This is a genomic window from Pseudomonas sp. TH04 (assembly GCF_016651355.1).
In the GTDB taxonomy this organism is placed as follows: Bacteria; Pseudomonadota; Gammaproteobacteria; order Pseudomonadales; family Pseudomonadaceae; genus Aquipseudomonas; species Aquipseudomonas fluorescens.
Genome location: NZ_JAEKEA010000001.1, coordinates 3,843,051 through 3,862,155 on the forward strand (window position 1 = coordinate 3,843,051; position 19,105 = coordinate 3,862,155).

18 protein-coding genes are annotated in these 19,105 nt (G+C 60.8%); 11 read left to right on the plus strand and 7 right to left on the minus strand.

All coding sequences use genetic code 11. The features are described from left to right. Positions 1 to 11 precede the first annotated feature (11 nt). From pepP to gcvH, 8 genes are all read left to right on the plus strand, one after another. Positions 12 to 1,334: a Xaa-Pro aminopeptidase gene (gene pepP / locus JFT85_RS17165; protein WP_073636704.1), complete on the plus strand. Its 1,323-nt coding sequence runs from the start codon at positions 12 to 14 to the stop codon at positions 1,332 to 1,334. Further along, positions 1,331 to 2,518, plus strand: a complete 1,188-nt coding sequence (gene ubiH / locus JFT85_RS17170) for a 2-octaprenyl-6-methoxyphenyl hydroxylase (protein WP_073636705.1) — start codon at positions 1,331 to 1,333, stop codon at positions 2,516 to 2,518. The genes pepP and ubiH overlap by 4 nt, the downstream gene beginning before the upstream one ends. Further along, positions 2,511 to 2,996, plus strand: a complete 486-nt coding sequence (locus JFT85_RS17175) for a DUF4442 domain-containing protein (RefSeq protein WP_053258576.1) — start codon at positions 2,511 to 2,513, stop codon at positions 2,994 to 2,996. The genes ubiH and JFT85_RS17175 overlap by 8 nt, the downstream gene beginning before the upstream one ends. A 9-nt stretch (positions 2,997 to 3,005) precedes the next feature. Continuing rightward, positions 3,006 to 4,223, plus strand: a complete 1,218-nt coding sequence (locus JFT85_RS17180; protein WP_176152389.1) for a 2-octaprenyl-3-methyl-6-methoxy-1,4-benzoquinol hydroxylase — start codon at positions 3,006 to 3,008, stop codon at positions 4,221 to 4,223. 159 nt (positions 4,224 to 4,382) lie between these two features. Continuing rightward, positions 4,383 to 5,387: an extracellular solute-binding protein gene (locus tag JFT85_RS17185; RefSeq protein ID WP_053258574.1), complete on the plus strand. Its 1,005-nt coding sequence runs from the start codon at positions 4,383 to 4,385 to the stop codon at positions 5,385 to 5,387. 161 nt (positions 5,388 to 5,548) lie between these two features. Then, positions 5,549 to 7,165, plus strand: coding sequence for an ABC transporter permease (locus tag JFT85_RS17190; RefSeq protein WP_073636707.1), 1,617 nt, complete (start codon positions 5,549 to 5,551; stop codon positions 7,163 to 7,165). A gap of 156 nt (positions 7,166 to 7,321) precedes the next feature. Then, positions 7,322 to 8,404: a glycine cleavage system aminomethyltransferase GcvT gene (gcvT, locus tag JFT85_RS17195; protein WP_053258572.1), complete on the plus strand. Its 1,083-nt coding sequence runs from the start codon at positions 7,322 to 7,324 to the stop codon at positions 8,402 to 8,404. A gap of 51 nt (positions 8,405 to 8,455) precedes the next feature. Further along, complete coding sequence (gcvH, locus tag JFT85_RS17200) at positions 8,456 to 8,839, plus strand: glycine cleavage system protein GcvH (RefSeq protein ID WP_053258571.1); 384 nt, start codon at positions 8,456 to 8,458, stop codon at positions 8,837 to 8,839. Between the two features lie 145 nt (positions 8,840 to 8,984). On the opposite strand, the gene JFT85_RS17205 is transcribed toward gcvH, so the two are convergent. The 6 genes from JFT85_RS17205 to JFT85_RS17230 form a co-directional block, all read right to left on the minus strand. Beyond that, positions 8,985 to 10,127: a DegT/DnrJ/EryC1/StrS family aminotransferase gene (locus JFT85_RS17205; RefSeq protein WP_053258570.1), complete on the minus strand. Its 1,143-nt coding sequence runs from the start codon at positions 10,125 to 10,127 to the stop codon at positions 8,985 to 8,987. A gap of 162 nt (positions 10,128 to 10,289) precedes the next feature. Next, on the minus strand, positions 10,290 to 10,604 hold the full coding sequence (locus tag JFT85_RS17210) for a DUF2388 domain-containing protein (protein WP_043046966.1): 315 nt from the start codon (positions 10,602 to 10,604) through the stop codon (positions 10,290 to 10,292). Positions 10,605 to 10,673: 69 nt separating this feature from the next. Further along, on the minus strand, positions 10,674 to 11,120 hold the full coding sequence (locus JFT85_RS17215) for an NfeD family protein (protein WP_053258569.1): 447 nt from the start codon (positions 11,118 to 11,120) through the stop codon (positions 10,674 to 10,676). A gap of 10 nt (positions 11,121 to 11,130) precedes the next feature. Next, entirely contained in the window at positions 11,131 to 12,051 is a 921-nt protein-coding gene (locus JFT85_RS17220) for an SPFH domain-containing protein (RefSeq protein WP_053258568.1), read from the minus strand. Positions 12,052 to 12,129: 78 nt separating this feature from the next. Then, positions 12,130 to 13,821 (minus strand): GspE/PulE family protein, encoded by a 1,692-nt coding sequence (locus JFT85_RS17225; protein WP_201230203.1) that lies wholly within the window; start codon positions 13,819 to 13,821, stop codon positions 12,130 to 12,132. A gap of 82 nt (positions 13,822 to 13,903) precedes the next feature. Then, entirely contained in the window at positions 13,904 to 14,242 is a 339-nt protein-coding gene (locus JFT85_RS17230; RefSeq protein WP_053258566.1) for a hypothetical protein, read from the minus strand. A 127-nt stretch (positions 14,243 to 14,369) separates the two neighbouring features. On the opposite strand from JFT85_RS17230, the gene JFT85_RS17235 reads away from it, so the two are divergent. Further along, entirely contained in the window at positions 14,370 to 14,840 is a 471-nt protein-coding gene (locus tag JFT85_RS17235; RefSeq protein ID WP_010167872.1) for an Lrp/AsnC family transcriptional regulator, read from the plus strand. 112 nt (positions 14,841 to 14,952) lie between these two features. Here JFT85_RS17235 and JFT85_RS17240 read toward each other — a convergent pair whose 3' ends face one another. After that, positions 14,953 to 16,320, minus strand: a complete 1,368-nt coding sequence (locus tag JFT85_RS17240) for a CYTH domain-containing protein (RefSeq protein ID WP_073636711.1) — start codon at positions 16,318 to 16,320, stop codon at positions 14,953 to 14,955. A gap of 158 nt (positions 16,321 to 16,478) precedes the next feature. Between JFT85_RS17240 and argE the strand changes: the two genes are divergently transcribed. After that, complete coding sequence (gene argE, locus JFT85_RS17245) at positions 16,479 to 17,627, plus strand: acetylornithine deacetylase (RefSeq protein WP_053258564.1); 1,149 nt, start codon at positions 16,479 to 16,481, stop codon at positions 17,625 to 17,627. 133 nt (positions 17,628 to 17,760) lie between these two features. Beyond that, on the plus strand, positions 17,761 to 19,059 hold the full coding sequence (gene argA, locus JFT85_RS17250) for an amino-acid N-acetyltransferase (RefSeq protein ID WP_201230205.1): 1,299 nt from the start codon (positions 17,761 to 17,763) through the stop codon (positions 19,057 to 19,059). Positions 19,060 to 19,105 lie beyond the last annotated feature (46 nt).

The following is a 19,105-nucleotide window of genomic DNA, read 5'->3' on the forward strand; positions in this document are numbered from 1 at the left end:
CCCATCTGCCCATGATCCATATCCCGAAAGCGGAATACACCCGTCGCCGCAAGGCGCTCATGGCGCAGATGGAACCCAACAGCATCGCGATTCTGCCGGCCGCCGCCGTGGCCATTCGCAATCGTGATGTCGAGCACGTCTACCGCCAGGACAGCGACTTCCAGTACCTGAGCGGGTTTCCCGAGCCCGAAGCGGTGATCGTGCTGATGCCCGGTCGCCAGCATGGCGAGTACGTGCTGTTCTGCCGCGAACGCAACGCCGAGCGCGAATTGTGGGACGGCCTGCGTGCCGGCACCGAAGGCGCGATTCGTGACTTTGGCGCCGACGATGCATTCCCCATCACCGATATCGACGACATCCTGCCGGGCCTGATCGAAGGCCGCGACCGGGTCTACTCGGCCATGGGCAGCAACGCCGAGTTCGACCGGCATGTGATGGAGTGGATCAACGTGATCCGCTCTAAAGCGCACCTGGGCGCCCAGCCGCCGAACGAATTTGTTGCCCTGGATCATCTGCTTCACGACATGCGCCTGTATAAATCGGCGGCAGAAGTGAAGGTGATGCGCGAGGCCGCACGAATTTCCTGTGCGGCCCACGTGAAGGCCATGCAGGCCAGTCGCGCGGGGTTGTATGAGTTCAGCCTGGAAGCCGAGCTGGATTACGAGTTTCGCAAGGGCGGCGCGAAAATGCCGGCCTATGGCTCCATCGTCGCCGCCGGGCGCAACAGCTGCATTCTGCATTACCAGCAGAATGACGCAGTGCTCAAGGATGGCGACCTGGTGCTGATCGACGCCGGTTGTGAGATTGACTGCTACGCCAGCGACATCACTCGCACCTGGCCGGTCAACGGTACGTTTTCGCCCGAGCAAAAAGCGATTTACGAGATTGTGCTGGCGTCCCAGGAAGCGGCCTTTGCCGAAATTGCGCCGAACAAACATTGGAACCAGGCCCATGAGGCGACGGTAAAAGTCATTACCACCGGGCTGGTGAAACTGGGCCTGTTGCAGGGCGATGTCGACGAATTGATCGCCAGCGAAGCGTACCGGACCTTCTATATGCACCGTGCCGGACACTGGTTGGGCATGGATGTACACGATGTGGGCGAGTACAAGGTCGGTGGCGAATGGCGCGTGTTGGAAGTCGGCATGGCGTTGACCGTGGAACCCGGCATCTATATATCGCCGGACAACCAGAGTGTGGCAAAGAAATGGCGTGGCATTGGCGTGCGCATCGAGGACGACGTGGTGGTGACCAAGCAAGGCTGTGAAATCCTGACCGGCGGCGTGCCCAAGACGGTTGTCGAGATCGAAGCGCTGATGGCGGCTGCCCGATGAGCCGCGTTAACCTGGCGATCATCGGCGGCGGCCTGGTGGGTGCGAGCCTGGCGCTGGCGTTGCAAGCGGGCGCCAAGGCGCGGGGTTGGAACATCGTGCTGATCGAACCGTTTGCGCCGGGTGACACGTATCAGCCGAGCTACGATGCGCGTTCCTCGGCGTTGTCTTACGGCGCTCGTCAGATTTATCAGCGCTTGGGCCTGTGGCAAGCCATCTCCCGCCGCGCCGAGCCGATCAAGCAGATTCATGTGTCGGACCGTGGGCGTTTCTCCACTGCGCGGTTATCCGCGATGGAGGAGGGCGTGCCTGCCCTCGGTTATGTGGTGGAAAACGCCTGGCTCGGCCAATGCCTGTGGCAAGGTTTGGACAAAGAAGTGGTGAGCTGGCGCTGCCCGGCCGAAGTCACGCGCATGGAGCCGCTGCCCGATGGCTATCGCCTGACCCTCAATGATGAAACCGTATTGGAGTGCGACCTTGCGGTGCTGGCCGATGGGGGCCGCTCCGGTCTGCGCGAGCAATTAGGCATCGGTGTAAAAACACGCCCGTACAACCAGAGTGCGCTGATCGCCAACATCACCCCAAGCGACGCGCACAACGGCGAAGCCTTCGAGCGCTTCACCGATGAAGGCCCGATGGCCTTGCTGCCGCTGCCGGACAATCGTTGCGCGCTGGTCTGGACCCGCATCGGCATGGACGCACAGCGCCTGGCCAACCTTGATGAACGCAGTTTCTTGAGCGAATTGCAGGGCGTGTTCGGCTACCGCCTGGGCACCCTGAAGCAAGTGGGCGCCCGTCATTTGTACCCGCTGACTCTGGTGGAGGCGGAAGAACAAGTCCGCTCTCACCTGGCGGTCCTCGGCAATGCGGCTCACAGCCTGCACCCGATTGCCGGGCAGGGTTTCAACCTGTCCCTGCGCGATGCGAATGCCTTGGCCGAAGCCTTGCTGGCTGGGCCGGCGGTGCCGGGTGACCTGGCGACGTTGCAGCGTTATCGCGAGCGCCAGCACCTGGATCAGAAGCTCACGGTGGGGTTTTCCGATCAAGTCACGCGCCTGTTTGGCAGCGCTCAACCCTTGGTGGCCATGGGGCGCAATATGGGCCTGCTGGGCCTGGACCTGCTCCCGCCGGCCAAACGCTGGTTCGCCCGTCAGGCCATGGGCTTGGGTACGCGCCCCGATGCGTAAGTGGTTGGTCCAACGGTTGGGTAAAGCGCGGCTGTTGCGTTGGGTCATGACCCTTTATCCGCCCTATCTCGGGGCGGGGATCAGCGTGCAGCACATGAGCGCTGACTTTCGTCATGTCAAAGTGCGCATGGGGCTGGGCTGGTACAACCGTAATTACGTCGGCACGCAATTTGGCGGCAGCTTGTATTCGATGGTCGATCCGTTCTACATGTTGCTGTTGATGGAGAACCTGGGCCGCGACTACATCGTCTGGGACAAGGCTGCGAGCATCGATTTCATCTCGCCGGGCAAAGGCCCGGTGTACGCCGAATTTTCCATCGACGACGCCTTGCTGGACGAGATTCGTCGACAGACTGAAGGGGGTGAGAAGTACTTGCCCCAGCTTCAGGTGCAGATTCATGACGGCTCCGGCACCCTGGTGGCGCGGGTCGACAAAACCCTTTACGTGCGGCGCAAGCCGCCAGCGAGACAGGCTTAAAGCATGGACATGCGCGCAGATGTGCTGATTGTCGGGGCCGGAATGGTCGGGAGCGCCTTGGCGCTGGCGTTGCAGGGCAGTGGCCTGCAAGTGCTGCTGCTCGATGGCAGCCCGCTGAGCGTCAAGCCGTTCGATCAGGACGCAGCCTTCGAGCCCCGCGTGAGTGCCTTGTCGGCCGCCAGCCAGCGCATCCTCGAGCGCCTGGGCGTGTGGGACGGCATTGTGTCGCGGCGCGCCAGCCCCTATGGCGAGATGCAGGTGTGGGACGGCAGCGGCACGGGGCAAATCCACTTTTCAGCGGCCAGCGTGCACGCCGAAGTGCTGGGGCATATCGTCGAGAACCGCGTGGTTCAGGACGCGTTGCTGGACCGCCTGCACGATTGCGACTTGGGCTTGCTGGCCAATGCGCGCCTGGAACAGATGCGTCGCTCCGGTGATGACTGGCTGCTGACCTTGGCCGACGGCCGCAAATTGCGTGCACCGCTGGTGGTTGCCGCCGACGGTGCCAACTCCGCTGTGCGCCGCCTGACCGGCACCGCGACGCGCGAGTGGGATTACCTGCATAACGCCATCGTCACCAGCGTGCGCAGCAGCCAGGCTCACCAGCGCACGGCATGGCAACGCTTCACCGATAGCGGCCCGCTGGCATTTTTACCGCTGGTACGGGAGGGGCAAGAGGATTGGTGTTCGATCGTCTGGTCGACCACCCCGGCGGAATCCGAACGCTTGATGGCGCTGGATGACGACAGCTTTTGCCGTGAACTGGAGCGCGCCTTTGAAGGGCGGCTCGGCACAGTGATCAGCGCCGACCCGCGCGTTTGTGTGCCCTTGCGTCAACGCCACGCCAAGCGCTATGTGGCCGAAGGCCTGGCGTTGATCGGCGATGCCGCGCATGTGATCCACCCGTTGGCGGGGCAAGGCGTGAACCTGGGGTTTCTCGATGCAGCAGTGCTGGCCGAAGTGTTGTTGGCGGCCACCGAGCGCGGCGAGCGCCTGGCCGATGTGAAGGTGCTGAGCCGCTATGAGCGCCGGCGCATGCCGCACAACCTGGCGCTGATGGCGGCGATGGAAGGTTTTGAGCGGTTGTTCCAGGCCGATCAACTGCCTTTACGCTGGCTGCGCAACGCCGGGTTGAAAATGGTCGACCAGATGCCCGAAGCCAAAGCGGTTTTTGTACGTCAGGCCCTGGGGTTGACGGGCGATCTGCCGGAGCTGGCCAAGCCCTGACTTGAAATGCAGTCGCTGTGGGAGCCGGGCTTGCCCGCGATGAGGCCATCAGCGCTCGCGCCAATCCGGCCATGCAACATCTGGTAACGCCTCCACCGAGCGCTACCAAATGTGAGTCCTTATCATTTGCCTTCTTTTTGCAAATGAGAGACCGCACCCATGTTGGCACCCAAGCGCCTCCTGACTGCCCTGGCACTCACCCTTATCGGCAGCACCACCGTGCAGGCGGCCGACGAAGTCGTGGTCTACTCCTCGCGTATCGACGAACTGATCAAGCCGGTGTTCGACGCCTACACCCAGAAAACCGGGGTGCAGGTGAAGTTCATCACCGACAAGGAAGCCCCGCTGATGCAGCGGATCAAGGCCGAAGGCGAAAACGCCACCGCTGACCTGCTGCTGACCGTCGACGCCGGCAACCTCTGGCAGGCCGAGCAAATGGGCATCCTGCAACCGTTCACCTCTGCGGTGATCGACAAGAACATTCCCCTGCAATACCGCGCCTCCAGCCACGCATGGACTGGCCTTAGCCTGCGTGCGCGGACCATCGCCTATTCCACTGACCGCGTAAAACCGGGCGACTTGACCACCTATGAAGCCCTGGCCGACAAGCAGTGGGAAGGTCGACTGTGCCTGCGCACAGCGAAAAAGGTCTACAACCAGTCGCTGACGGCCACCCTGATCGAAACCCATGGCGCGGCCAAGACTGAAGAAATCGTCAAAGGCTGGGTCAACAACCTGTCCACCGACGTGTTCTCCGATGACATCGCAGTGCTCGAAGCCATTAACGCCGGGCAGTGCGACGTGGGTATCGTCAACACCTACTACTATGGTCGCCTGCACAAGCAGAAGCCGGACCTGGCGGTGAAGCTGTTCTGGCCGAACCAGGGCGACCGTGGCGTACACGTGAACCTGTCGGGCATTGGCCTGACCAAGCACGCACCGCACCCGGAGGCTGCCAAGGCCCTGGTGGAGTGGATGACTACGGCTGAGGCGCAGAAGATTTTTGCCGATGTGAACCAGGAGTTCCCGGCTAACCCCGCCGTGCCGCCATCAGCGGAAGTAGCGACCTGGGGCAAGTTCATCGCCGATACCTTGCCGGTGGAGGTGGCAGGCAAGCGCCAGGCTGAGGCCATTCGCCTGATGGACCGCGCCGGCTGGAACTAAAATTTTAGAACGCCGCTGATCAACATGTGGGAGCGGGTGTGCTCGCGAAGGCGTCGTGTCAGTCGATACATGTGTGACTGATACACCTCTTTCGCGAGCACGCCCGTTCCTGCATGGGTTGGTGGTGTTTTCAAGACAACTGACATTCTGAGAATTTTTCATTGGCCCACCCCGCCCAACGCCGCTGGTACCTGCCGGTCTTCACCGTCGCCGCTCTGGTACTGCTGCCGCTGAGCGTGCTGTTGCTGTCCTGGCAGAGCATCGACACACAGATCTGGGCGCACCTGTGGGACACGCAGATGCCACGTCTGCTGGGCAACACGCTGACCCTGGTGTTGGGCGTCGGTGTCGGTGTGACGCTGCTGGGCGTGAGCCTGGCCTGGCTGACCAGCCTCTGCGAATTTCCCGGGCGGCGCTGGCTCGACTGGGCGCTGATGTTGCCCTTCGCTATTCCCGCCTACGTGCTGGCCTTTGTGTTTGTCGGCCTGCTCGATTTCGCAGGCCCGGTACAAACCCTGCTGCGCGAATGGTGGGGCAGCGGTCTGCGTCTGCCGCGCGTGCGTTCCACTGGCGGTGTGATCATCGTGTTGGTGCTGGTGTTCTACCCCTATGTCTATCTTCTGGCGCGCACCGCGTTTTTGGCTCAGGGCAAAGGCCTGATGGAGGCGGCGCGCGTGCTTGGCCAGTCACCCTGGCAAGCGTTCTGGCACGTCGCGTTGCCCATGGCGCGCCCGGCGATTGGTGCTGGCGTAGCGTTGGCGTTGATGGAGACCCTGGCAGATTTCGGCGCAGTCTCGGTATTCAATTTCGACACCTTTACCACCGCTATCTACAAAACGTGGTACGGCTTTTTCAGCCTTTCCAGCGCTGCCCAACTCGCCAGCCTGTTGCTGCTGGTGGTCATGCTGGTGTTGTACGGCGAACGACGTGCCCGAGGTGCCAGCCGCGCGGGCAATGAGCGGCCGCGCGGCAAGGCGCTGTATCACCTGCGCGGGTTAAAGGCCGCCGCGGCCAGTGCTTGGTGTGGTTTGGTGTTTGCCTGTGCCTTTGTTATCCCGATGCTGCAACTGGTCGCCTGGTTCTGGCAGCGCGGTCGGTTCGATCTGGATGAGCGTTATACCGGCTTGATCGTTCACACCCTCTACCTGGGCGGTATCGCTGCCCTGATCACGGTCAGCGTTGCGTTGATATTGGCCTTTGCCAATCGCCTGGCGCCTACGCGCGCGATTCGCTCCGGAATCAGCTTGGCCAACGTCGGCTATGCCTTGCCGGGCTCGGTACTGGCGGTGTCGATCATGCTGGCGTTCAGCTACCTGGACCGTGAGCTGGTAGTGCCGTTGTCAGGTTGGCTCGGCGGCGCTGGCAAGCCTTTGTTGCTTGGCAGCCTGTCGGCGCTGGTCCTGGCGTATCTGGTGCGTTTTCTGGCGGTGGCCTATGGGCCGCTGGAAAACAGCCTGGCGCGAATCCGACCGTCTTTACCGGAAGCGGCGCGCAGCCTCGGCGTCAGTGGGCCACGACTGTTTTGCAAAGTGTATCTGCCGCTATTGCTGCCGGGGACATTGAGCGCGGCGCTGCTGGTGTTCGTCGATGTGCTCAAGGAAATGCCGGCGACCCTGCTGATGCGCCCGTTTGGCTGGGACACGCTGGCGGTACGGATCTTTGAAATGACCAGTGAAGGGGAATGGGCGCGGGCGTCGTTGCCGGCGCTGACACTGGTGTTGGTGGGCCTGTTGCCGGTGATCGGCCTGATCCGACGCTCTGCACGACAAATCGGTTAGGTGCCAGTCCTACGGCTTGCGGCTACAATGCGCGGCATTCGGTGCGCTCCGTCTTTCGGGGCGAGTCGCTAAATGTCGCTGCAGGCCTGGTAATACAAGGTGTTCAGCGCAAATGGCAACTCTGCGCATCTTCGCCAAGCCCGGAAGGAGAAACCCATGGGACAGCGTACGCCTCTGTATGACCTGCATCTCGCCCTCGGCGCGAAAATGGTCGATTTTGGCGGTTGGGATATGCCTCTGCATTACGGCTCGCAAGTTGAAGAACACCATCAGGTGCGACGCGACTGCGGGGTGTTCGATGTATCTCATATGACCGTGATTGATGTCACAGGCCTTCAGGCCAAGGAATGGCTCCAGCACCTGCTGGCCAATGATGTCGATCGTTTGCATGGCTGCGGCCGTGCGCTTTACAGCGCCATGCTCAATGAGCAAGGCGGCGTAGTGGACGACATGATCGTCTACCGCACCGAGACGGGCTACCGGTTGGTGGTCAACGCAGCCACCCGTGATCAGGATATGGCCTGGATGCAGGCACAGTTGGGCAGCTACGCGGTGCAACTGCATGAGCGGTCCGAGTTGGCGATGCTTGCCATTCAAGGGCCGCATGCCCGGCAGAAAATCGCCGAATTGGTCACCCAGTCTCGCGGCACGCTGATCCATCAGCTCAAGCCGTTTGAAGGCCAGGTCGACGGCGATTGGTTTATCGCGCGTACGGGTTACACCGGTGAAGATGGCTTGGAAATTGTCCTGCCTGCCGCTCAGGCTCCGGGTTTTTTCAATGACCTGGTCGGCGCCGGCATTTCACCCATTGGCCTTGGCGCCCGCGATACCCTGCGCCTGGAGGCCGGCATGAATCTGTATGGCCAGGATATTCACCAGGCGGTTTCGCCCCTGGCGGCCAATATGGCCTGGAGTATTGCCTGGGAGCCTGCCGACCGCCAATTCATCGGCCGTGCCGCCCTCGAGGCGGAAAAAGCAGGCGGTGTGCGCTACAAATTGGTCGGTCTGGTGCTGGAGGAGCGTGGGGTTTTACGTGCTCACCAAGTGGTTCGTATCGCCAATGTTGGCGAAGGAGAGATCACCAGTGGTAGTTTCTCTCCTACGCTGAGCAAATCCATTGCACTGGCGCGTGTACCGACGGCCACTGCCGATCGGGCCGAAGTGGAAATCCGCGGTAAGTGGTACCCGGTTCGAGTGGTCAAACCGACCTTCGTGCGCCATGGCAAAACCCTGATCTAACTATTCCGGCAGGCCAAAGGCCGCTGACATTTCATCTTGAGGACACAGACTATGAGCGATATCCCTGCCGACCTGCGTTTTGCCGAAAGTCACGAATGGGCCCGTCTGGAAGCTGACGGCACTGTGACCGTCGGTATCTCCGACCATGCTCAGGAAGCGTTGGGTGATGTGGTGTTTGTTGAACTGGCGGAAGTTGGCGCCCAGTTTAAAGCTGAAGGCCAGGCTGGCGTGGTTGAGTCGGTGAAGGCTGCTTCGGATATCTACGCCCCGATTGCTGGCGAAGTGATCGCCGTCAACGAGGAATTGAGTGGCAGCCCTGAGCTGTTGAACTCCGACCCTTACGGCGCCTGGATCTTCAAGCTCAAGCCAAGCAACTCGGCTGATCTGGAAAAACTGCTGGATGCCGCCGGCTACAAAGCCGCCATCGGCGAGTAACCGCGAGCCGTTGGACCCGCGCACATCAATGTGGGAGCTGGCTTGCCTGCGATAGCATCACGGCGGTGTGGTTGAATCACCGCAGTGCCTGTATCGCAGGCAAGCCAGCTCCCACAGTTGATTGCGGACAGCTGGCAGTTTGTCTTTAGCTCGCTTTCAGTACCGCTTTAACCGCCGCGACCGACCGTTCCACGTCCGCTTCTGTCATCGCCGTGAACATCGGCAACGACACGATCAAACGCCCAACACGCTCCGACACCGGGAACATGCCTTCCTTGAAGCCCTGTGCCCGATACAGGCTCAGCAGGTGGATCGGCGGGTAGTGATACCCAATGCCGACGCCGTGGGCTTGCATTTGCTCCATGAAGGTCGCGCGCGCGGGCAGACCGTCCTGGCGCTCCGGCAGTACCAGCTGGAACAGGTGCCAGTTGCTGTTTTCGAAATCCGCTGGCGGCAGTTGCGCGCCGTATGTCTCTTCAAAGTCACTGCCGAAGCACTTGAAGTAGTGCCGTGCCAGATTCTGGCGATGGGCAGTGATCTTCTCGATATGGGCAAATTGCCCCAGGCCGATGGCGGCGGCGATGTCGGTCATGTTGAACTTGCCGCCCAACACATCCACGTCCAGCCCGTCAAAACCGGTACGGGTAACGCCCTGCAGACGATATTTTTCTGCCAGACGGGCTTCCTCGGCATTGTTCAACACCAGGCAACCGCCCTCGGAAGAGGTGATGTTCTTGTTCGCCTGGAAGCTGAACGACACGAAGTCACCGGTTGCACCGATACGTTCGCCATCCCAGCTGGAACCCAAGGCCTGGGCGGCGTCTTCGACGATACGCAGGTTGTACTTGTTGGCCAGTGCATACAGCATCGGCATATCCAGGGGCAGGCCGGCCAGGTAGACCGGGATGATCGCCTTGGTACGTGGGGTGATCGCTGCTTCTACCTGGGCCAGGTCGATGTTGCGGGTGACCGGGTCGATATCGGCAAATACCGGCGTGGCGCCCACTTCCAGAATGACGTTGGCGGTGGCGACCCAAGAGATAGGGGTGGTGATGACTTCGTCACCAGGGCCGATCCCGGCGATGCGCAGGGCAATCTCCATGGTGCAGGTGCCGGAGTTGAAAGTCCGTACCGGACGGCCGCCAAAGTATTCCGACAGTTGTGCTTCGAACGCCTGTACTTTTGGCCCGCTGGTGATCCAGCCTGAGCGCAGGACGTCGCCGACCGCCGAGATGGTGGCTTCATCAATGGTAGGTTTGGAAAACGGCAGAAAGGGCTGTTGGCTCATAACGACGAAGGCATCCGTTTCAGATAGGCGATGAGTAAAAGACGTATCAGTACCGCATGGTTGCACGGTTTGACTGAATATAGCCTGTCATGCGTGAACGAATCGTCATGTTATGGACAAAAAAATGCCGCTTGGGAAAGCGGCATTTTTTATCGGGCGCGGTTACTCGGTAACAGCGTTTTTCGCGAGGATGGCGTTGGCCAACTCCATATCTGTGGCCTTGAGGCCAGGGTTGTCAGCGCGCACTTTCTGCATGGCAGCTTCCAGGTAAGGGCCGCGGATGCCGCCGTCGCTGGCAACAAAGCTGCCTGCGTCATCCTGGGCGGCGACCACCAGCTTGTGGTCCTTGAAGGTCAGGTACGTCGAGCCGGTAGTGGCGCCCGATGAGATGACGTTGCGCCAGAAACTGTCGGCCATGGCTGAGCCGACAGGGAGGGAAAGCACAGCAAGGGTTGCGACAGCATATTTGAGACGCATGATGGGTGACTCCGACTGGGTTATCTGAACAGTTTGATTGTAGTTAGCCCAATCGAGTTCCATCACTGACTAAACAGTTTCGACCTGTAAAACCACGCCATGCTGACCAATGACACGCACTTGAGCGCCTACGGGGCTGTCCGGACCGGTCACCATCCACACGCCATCGCCGACTTTTATCTTGCCCCGGCCATCGACGATCGCCTGATGCACCACAAATGTGCGACCAATCAGTTCCGAGCCGCGCATGTTCAGCCCCGGCTGGTCGCTGACCTTGGCGCTGCTGCGCTGGCGTCTCCACCAGTACACGGCGGTCAGGATCGACAAGACAGCGAATAGCAGCAGCTGCCATTCCAACCCGAGCGGTGGGACCAGAAACTTGATAACGCCTACGGCCGCGGCGGCGATCCCCATCCACAGCAGGTAGCCACCGGCGCCGAACACTTCAAGAATCAACAGCACCGTACCCAGTGCCAGCCAATCCCAGAACGACAGATGCTGCAGGAATTCCCACATGGCGACTGCCTCAGCCTTTCTTGTTGTCGAAGGTTGCCTTGACGATTTCGCCGATGCCACCGACTGCGCCAATCACCTGGCTGGCCTCCAGCGGCATCAGGATGACTTTGCTGTTGTTGGCCGAAGCCAGCTTGCCCAAGGCATCGATGTATTTTTGCGCGACGAAGTAGTTAACCGCCTGCACGTTGCCCGAGGCGATTGCCTCGGAAACCACTTGGGTGGCGCGGGCTTCGGCTTCGGCCTGACGCTCGCGGGCTTCAGACTCCAGGAAAGCCGCCTGACGGCTGCCCTCGGCCTCAAGGATCTGCGCCTGCTTCTTGCCTTCGGCAGTCAGGATCGCCGATGCGCGCAGGCCTTCGGCCTCCAGAATCTGCGCACGCTTGATCCGCTCGGCTTTCATCTGGCCGGACATGGCGGCCATCAGGTCGGCAGGCGGGCTGATGTCCTTGATCTCGATCCGGGTGATCTTGATGCCCCACGGTGCCGTCGCTTCATCCACGGTACGCAGCAGTTTCTCATTGATGCCGTCACGCTGGCTCAACATCGCATCCAGTTCCATGGAGCCGAGCACGGTGCGGATATTGGTTTGCAGCAAGTTACGAATAGCATGTTCGAGGTTGTTGACCTCATAGGCGGCCTGGGCAGTGTTGACCACCTGGAAGAAGCACACGGCGTCAATCTGCACAGTGGCGTTATCGGCGGTGATGACTTCCTGAGGCGGGATATCCAGCACGCTTTCCATCACGTTCATCTTGCGACCAATGCGGTCCATGATCGGAATGATGATGTTGAGGCCGGGTTTGAGGGTGTTGGTGTAGCGGCCGAAGCGCTCGACGGTCCATTGGTAGCCCTGGGGCACCACTTTAAAACCCATGAACAGGATGGCCACGGCCAAACCCACGAATAGAAGCAGTACGGTTCCGATCTGCATAGCGATTCCCTATCTGATGGTGTCAGTGAAGCGGATGTGCGATCGAGTGTAACGGTCTGCTCACGGATAGGGACGGTTTCACGGCGCAACCACCCAATCATTTGTTTCTGAATCCCCAGGGGTTACCCGCAAAACTTCTGCGAGGGTGGTCAGCCCGGCGTGCACTTTGTCGATACCGGCCATTCGCAGCGTGCGCATGCCTTGCCCAAGTGATGCCCGGCGTAGAGCCTGCACATCGGCGCCGGGCGTGATCAGCGCCTTGAGCGTCTCGTCCATCACCATGATTTCGTAGAGCCCGGCACGGCCTTGGTAGCCGCTGTCGCGACACTCCCCGCAGCCAATCGCTTCGTGAGCCGGTTCCGGCGCATTCACCGCGCGTTTGCAATGAGGGCACAAAAGCCTTACCAAACGCTGTGCCATTACGCCTATCAGCGTAGCCTTGATCAAATAATGAGCAATGCCCAGTTCCTGCAAACGACTGATGGCGCTGGGAGCATCGTTGGTGTGGAGAGTCGATAGCACCAGATGTCCGGTCAGTGCGGCCTGGATCGCCATTTCGGCCGTTTCCTGGTCGCGAATCTCACCGATCATGATGATGTCCGGGTCTTGACGCAGCAGCGCGCGGATACCGCTGGCGAAGGTCAGGTCGATGTTGTGGTGCACTTGCATCTGGTTGAAGGCGGGCTCAATCATTTCGATCGGATCTTCCAGCGTGCACAGGTTGACCTCGCGGGTCGCCAGTTGCTTGAGCGTGGTGTAGAGGGTGCTGGTCTTGCCCGAGCCGGTAGGCCCGGTAACCAGGATGATGCCGTTGGCCTGGCGGGTCATGGCGTGCCACCGTTGTTGGTCTTCGACGGATAAGCCCAGTTGGTCAAAATCCTTGATCAGCACCTGTGGATCGAAAATACGCATCACCAGTTTTTCGCCAAACGCGGTCGGCAGGGTTGAAAGGCGCAGTTCCACCTCAACGCCCTCCGGGCTTTTGGTCTTGACCCGGCCGTCCTGGGGTTGGCGCTTTTGCGCGACATTCATCCGGCCCAGGCTTTTCAGGCGGCTGACGACCGCCATCGTGACCTGAGGCGGAAATTGATACACATCGTGCAACAGCCCGTCGATGCGAAAACGCACCCGGCCCTGGTCGCGACACGGTTCTATGTGGATATCGCTGGCCCGTTGGCCAAAGGCGTACTGCAACAGCCAGTCGACGATATTGACGATATGCGCGTCATTGGCATCCGGCTCCTGCTCGCTGGCGCCGAGGTTGAGCAGTTCGAAGTTGCTGGCCACCGTTACCTTTTGATCTGCGCCGCTGACGGACTGGGCCAGTCGGTAAAACTCGCCAATGCAGCGCTGAATGTCCTTGGGGTTGGCGACCACGCGCTTGATCGAGCGTTTCAGCACCTGCGCCAGCCCGGCTTCCCATCCGCTGACATGGGGCTGGGCGCTGGCGACGGTGACGGTTTGCGCATCCACGGCCACCGCAAGGATCGCGTGGCGCTGCGCGAAGGCGTGGGACATCAAGGGCACTACCGTCGCCACGTCGATCTTGAGCGGGTCGATGCGCAGATAAGGCTGCCCGACATGCCGGGCCAGCCATTGGGTCAGTGTTTCCAGGCAAAACCCTTCGGTTGCGATGCATTCAAGCGGGTGCAGTGAGGACGGCGTCGCCGATAACCTTTGCGCCACCTCCGCTGAAATCAGCTTTTGCTCGACCAGCGCAGGCAGCAATTGCTGCAGTTCCAATCGGTGATCGTGCAAGGCAGCGGGCATGGGCATTTCCTGGGCAGTGTCGGGTGTAATTCCAGGCTAGCCAGTCGCTGAACATCCACCGCCCAGTGTGTATTGCAGGCTTTTACAGACTGGCCGCCGTCACCGCCTGAGGCCGCAGGGAATCGGCCGGCCACACGTCCAGCGAGCACACGCTGATCAGGTTTCTAATTTTTTCACCGATCACCTGGGCCCGATGCCAGCTCAAACCGTCCATCACGATGTCGATGTTCAGCAGGTCGTCCTCCCGGTTCACATTGACCTGCTGTGGCGTCAGGAACTGCAGTGCGAAGTAATTGAGCACGCGGCACAGCACATCCGGTTCGGCCTCGGCAACGATCTGATAATGCGCCTGGCAATGGGCGCAGTTGACGGCCCACGCATCGACGCGGGCAGAGGGCGGTGTGGTTTCGACGGCGTGCATGCTGATTCTCCAGATTCGACTGAAGAAATTTTTACATTCGCTGCGGGAGATTTCTTATCTAAGATGGGGCGTATTTGCGATTTGTTGAATAAAACAATTCGATATAAGCGCTATTAAAGGTATTTCTATGCACAGTGAGTTGGACGTCTACGACCGCCGTATCCTGGCCCTGCTGCAAGAGGACGCCTCACTGTCCAGCGCGCAGATCGCCGAGCAGGTGGGGCTGTCGCAGTCGCCGTGCTGGCGGCGTATTCAGCGGCTGAAGGAAGAAGGCGTGATTCGCGGTCAGGTGACGCTGCTCGACCGCAAGAAAATCGGCCTCAACACGCAGATTTTTGCCGAGGTAAAACTCAACGCCCACGGCCGATCCAACTTCACCGAGTTCACCGAGGCGATCCGTGGGTTTCCGGAAGTGTTGGAGTGTTATGTGCTGATGGGGGCGGTGGATTTTCTGCTGCGCATCGTCACCTCGGACATTGAGGCGTACGAGCGGTTTTTCTTCGAGAAGCTGTCGATGGTGCCGGGGATTCAGGAGGTCAACTCGATCGTGGCTTTATCCGAGATCAAGTCCACTACCAGCCTGCCTGTATTGCGCTGACCGTGTGGGAGCGGGCTTGCTCGCGAATGCGGCGTGTCAGCCACCAAGAAGTTGACTGATCCACCGCTTTCGCGAGCAAGCCCGCTCCCACATTTGACCGAATTGCTCGGTTTTACAGGCGCAGCAACGTTTTCCAGGCACGGTTCTGATACACCGCAATCGCCTGATGCATGCGCGCATCCAGCGACTCGTCGGTGATCGGCTGGTTGGCCAGCAGCGCCAGCTTGTTCAGCTCGCCGTACAAACGGTCCAGTTCCGGAATATCCACCACGTGGCGCGCGTGATGCAGCCAGGCCTGGATGCGCTCGATACGCGGCAGTTGCTCGGCCAGGTCTTCCGGTTGCTGCTGATAGCGCGGCAGTTGCAGGGCGACGGCATCGTCAGCCAGCAGGCGCGGTAGCCAGTTGGTGATTTGCGCGGCGCCCTGGCGGTTGCCACGCACGTTGCGGTCGGTGGTCCAGGTGCGTGCCAGCAGCCAGCGCGAGGTGTTCAGCGAGAACAAGCCCCAGCGCACGTCTTGCAGCTCTTCAGCGAATTGTTCCGGTGCGGCTTTGCGAATGTCTTCGTCGTCATCACCGGCCTGGACCAGCGGGCGCCAGTCTTCCAGCAACGCATCCAGCGCGCTGCGCAGTTCACTGGTGGATTGACGCGGAGCGGCCTGGCCGAGGCTGCCGATCAGGGCGCGCAGTTCGCCGAGGTTGTCGACCCAGTCCTGCAGCAGGCGCCAGTGGCCGTTGAAACGGTATTGTTCGGCCAGGCGCTGGCTGCTGCCCAGCAGGTGCCACATGATGGCGGCGAAAGCGTCGTCCAACGGCATTTCGGCTTGGATCTGCGGCGCCGGCAGGCTCAGCGAGTAGCTGTTGGCGTCGTACAAGCGGTAACCACGCTCGGCTTTGCTGATATCGCAGGGCATCAGTGCCAGGGTGGCGGCCAGTTCGGCGGCGAGTTCCAGCAGGGCAGCCGGTTCACCTTCGCGCAGTTCCAGTTCCAGCTCGCAGATTTCTTCTTTCTGCTTGCCGACGACCACATGGCCCAAGTCCAGGGCGGCTTCGATGACCACCTTGGTCTTGCCACGTCCCCAGGCGATTTCAGCGCGCTCACGCACGAAATCGGTGGTGAAAATCGGCTTCAGGGTCTTTTTGTCCAGCTCGGCCAGTTGCTCGGGCCAGCACTCGCCGTCGAGTTTCTTCACGTCGAGCTTGGCTTTGGGCAGGTCCCAGTTGAACTCGTTGCGTTCCGACAAACCGGCGACGCTTTGGCCACGGGTCTTGAGGGTCTGGATGATTTCGTCACCGTCCTTGCGCAGGCGCAGGGCGACTTTGGCCTGGGCCAGGTCGCGCTCGGGGGTGTCGAAATACTGGTTCATCAACTCACGGCGTTCCCAGCCACTTTTGTTGCGTTTTTTCAGTAGCGGGTGCTCACGCAGCGCGGCGAGGGTTTCGCGGCTGACGCGGAGCTTGATTTCGGTTTCTTTCTGCATGGCCGGAAAATCCAGGATCGGGAGCGCAGCCGGGGAAAAGAGTGGCTGCCAAGGTCGTGCAGTGTACAGGACTGAGCCCGGCAACGCGCCGCAACGGTTTATTGTGTCGTGCAGATGGTTCTATAGTGGGGCTCATCCGGGAAGTTGAGAGGCCGCGCATGCCGTTACCGTCCATGAAAGAGCAATTCGCCGCGTTGGTTGCCGCGCCGTCGGTCAGTTGCACCCAAGCGTCTCTCGACCAGACCAACCGCCCGGTGATCGACCTGCTCGCCAGTTGGCTGGGCGACCTGGGTTTTGCCATCGATATCCAGCAAGTCAGCCCTGGCAAGTTCAACCTGCTCGCCAGTTTTGGCAGCGGCCCTGGCGGCCTGGTGCTGGCCGGTCATAGCGACACCGTTCCTTATGATGCTGCGCTGTGGAAAACCGACCCGCTCAAACTGACGGAAGTCGACGGCCGTTGGGTGGGGTTGGGCAGCTGCGACATGAAGGGCTTTTTTGCACTGGCCATTGAAGCGGTGTTGCCATTGTTGGATCAGCCGTTCAAGCAACCGTTGCTGATCCTCGCCACCTGCGACGAAGAAAGCTCCATGTCCGGCGCTCGCGCGCTGGCCGAGGCGGGGCGCCCGTTGGGTCGCGCGGCGGTGATCGGTGAGCCGACGGGGCTTAAGCCGATCCGCCTGCACAAAGGCGTGATGATGGAGCGTATTGATATTTTGGGCCAAAGCGGCCATTCGTCGGACCCAAGCCTGGGCCACAGCGCTCTTGAAGCCATGCACGACGCCATCGGCGAACTGCGTGGCTTGCGCCTGGCCTGGCAGCGTGAGTACCGCAACCCGCAATTCAGCGTGCCGCAACCGACCATGAACTTCGGCTGCATCCACGGTGGTGACAATCCCAACCGCATTTGCGGTCAATGTTCCCTGGAATTCGACCTGCGGCCCTTGCCGGGCATGGACCCGCAAGTACTGCGCGACGCTATCCGGCAGAAGCTCGAACCCTTGGCCGAGCGTCACAAAGTCAAGATCGACTACGCGCCGCTGTTCCCCGAAGTGCCGCCGTTCGAGCAGGCCGAAGACGCCGAGCTGGTGCGGGTGGCGGAGCGATTGACCGGTCATCGTGCCGAAGCAGTAGCGTTCGGCACCGAAGCGCCTTATCTTCAGCGCCTTGGTTGTGAAACCCTGGTGCTCGGCCCTGGCGATATTGCCTGCGCTCACCAGCCAGGTGAGTACCTCGAAATGTCACGCTTGACGCCTACAGTGCGTCTATTGCGAGAACTGATCGAACATTACTGCCTCAAACCTGCATAAATTAACCCCAGCCCATTCGTACATAAGGAGAGTGAGCGTGTCGCCAAGCCTGTTCCGACGATAACCATCAGCCCGCTGTGCGCTTTCACGATTCATCCTTTTTTGGCTGCTTTTTATTACAGGCCCAGGTGTTATGCCCGAATACGTCAATTGGCTTCGTCACGCTTCGCCTTACATCAACGCCCACCGCGACTGCACCTTTGTGGTCATGCTGCCCGGCGACGGTGTGGAACATCCCAACTTCGGCAATATCGTTCACGACCTGGTGCTGCTTCACAGCCTGGGCGTGCGGCTGGTGCTGGTCCACGGTTCGCGCCCACAAATCGAAGCGCGCCTTGAAGCGCGCGGCCTGACCCCGGTTTACCACGAAGGCTTGCGCATCACCGATGCCGCGACGCTGGAGTGTGTGATCGACGCGGTCGGCCAGCTGCGTATTGCGATCGAAGCGCGCCTGTCCATGGACATGGCCTCGTCGCCGATGCAAGGCTCGCGCCTGCGGGTGGCCAGCGGCAACCTGGTCACCGCGCGGCCGATCGGTGTGCTGGAAGGCGTGGATTACCACCACACCGGCGAAGTGCGCCGGGTCGACCGCAAGGGCATCAACCGTCTGTTGGATGAGCGCTCCATCGTACTGCTGTCGCCGTTGGGTTACTCGCCCACCGGGGAGATTTTCAACCTGGCCTGCGAAGACGTTGCCACCCGCGCCGCCATCGACCTGGGGGCGGACAAGCTGCTGCTGTTTGGCGCCGACCTGGGGCTGATCGATGAACACGGTCTCCTGGTTCGTGAGCTGCGCCCGCAACAAGTGCCGGCGCACCTGCAGCGCCTGGGCAACAACTATCAGGCTGAACTGCTCGACGCCGCCGCCGAAGCCTGCCGTGGCGGCGTAGGGCGCAGCCATATCGTCAGCTACGCCGAAGACGGCGCATTGCTCACCGAACTGTTTACCCGGGACGGCGGCGGTACGCTGGTGGCCCAGGAGCAATTTGAACTGGTGCGCGAAGCGGCGATTGAAGATGTCGGCGGTTTGCTCGACCTGATCAGCCCGCTGGAAGAGCAGGGCATTCTGGTACGGCGTTCGCGCGAAGTGCTGGAGCGTGAGATCGAGCAGTTCAGTGTGGTCGAACGCGAAGGCATGATCATCGCCTGTGCGGCGCTGTATCAAATCGCAGACTCGGACGCCGGTGAGTTGGCATGCCTGGCCGTGAACCCGGAATACCGCCACGGCGCGCGCGGTGATGTGTTGCTGGAGCGCATCGAAACCCGAGCCCGGGCGCAGGGGTTGAAGACGCTGTTTGTCCTCACCACGCGTACTGCCCACTGGTTCCGTGAGCGTGGTTTTGTACCGAGCAGCGTCGATCGTCTGCCTTCGGCGCGAGCCTCGCTGTACAACTACCAGCGTAATTCGAAGATTTTCGAGAAGGCCCTCTAACGCCGATTTTCCTGCCTGATAAAAAGCTGGCTCCTGCAGGAGTTGG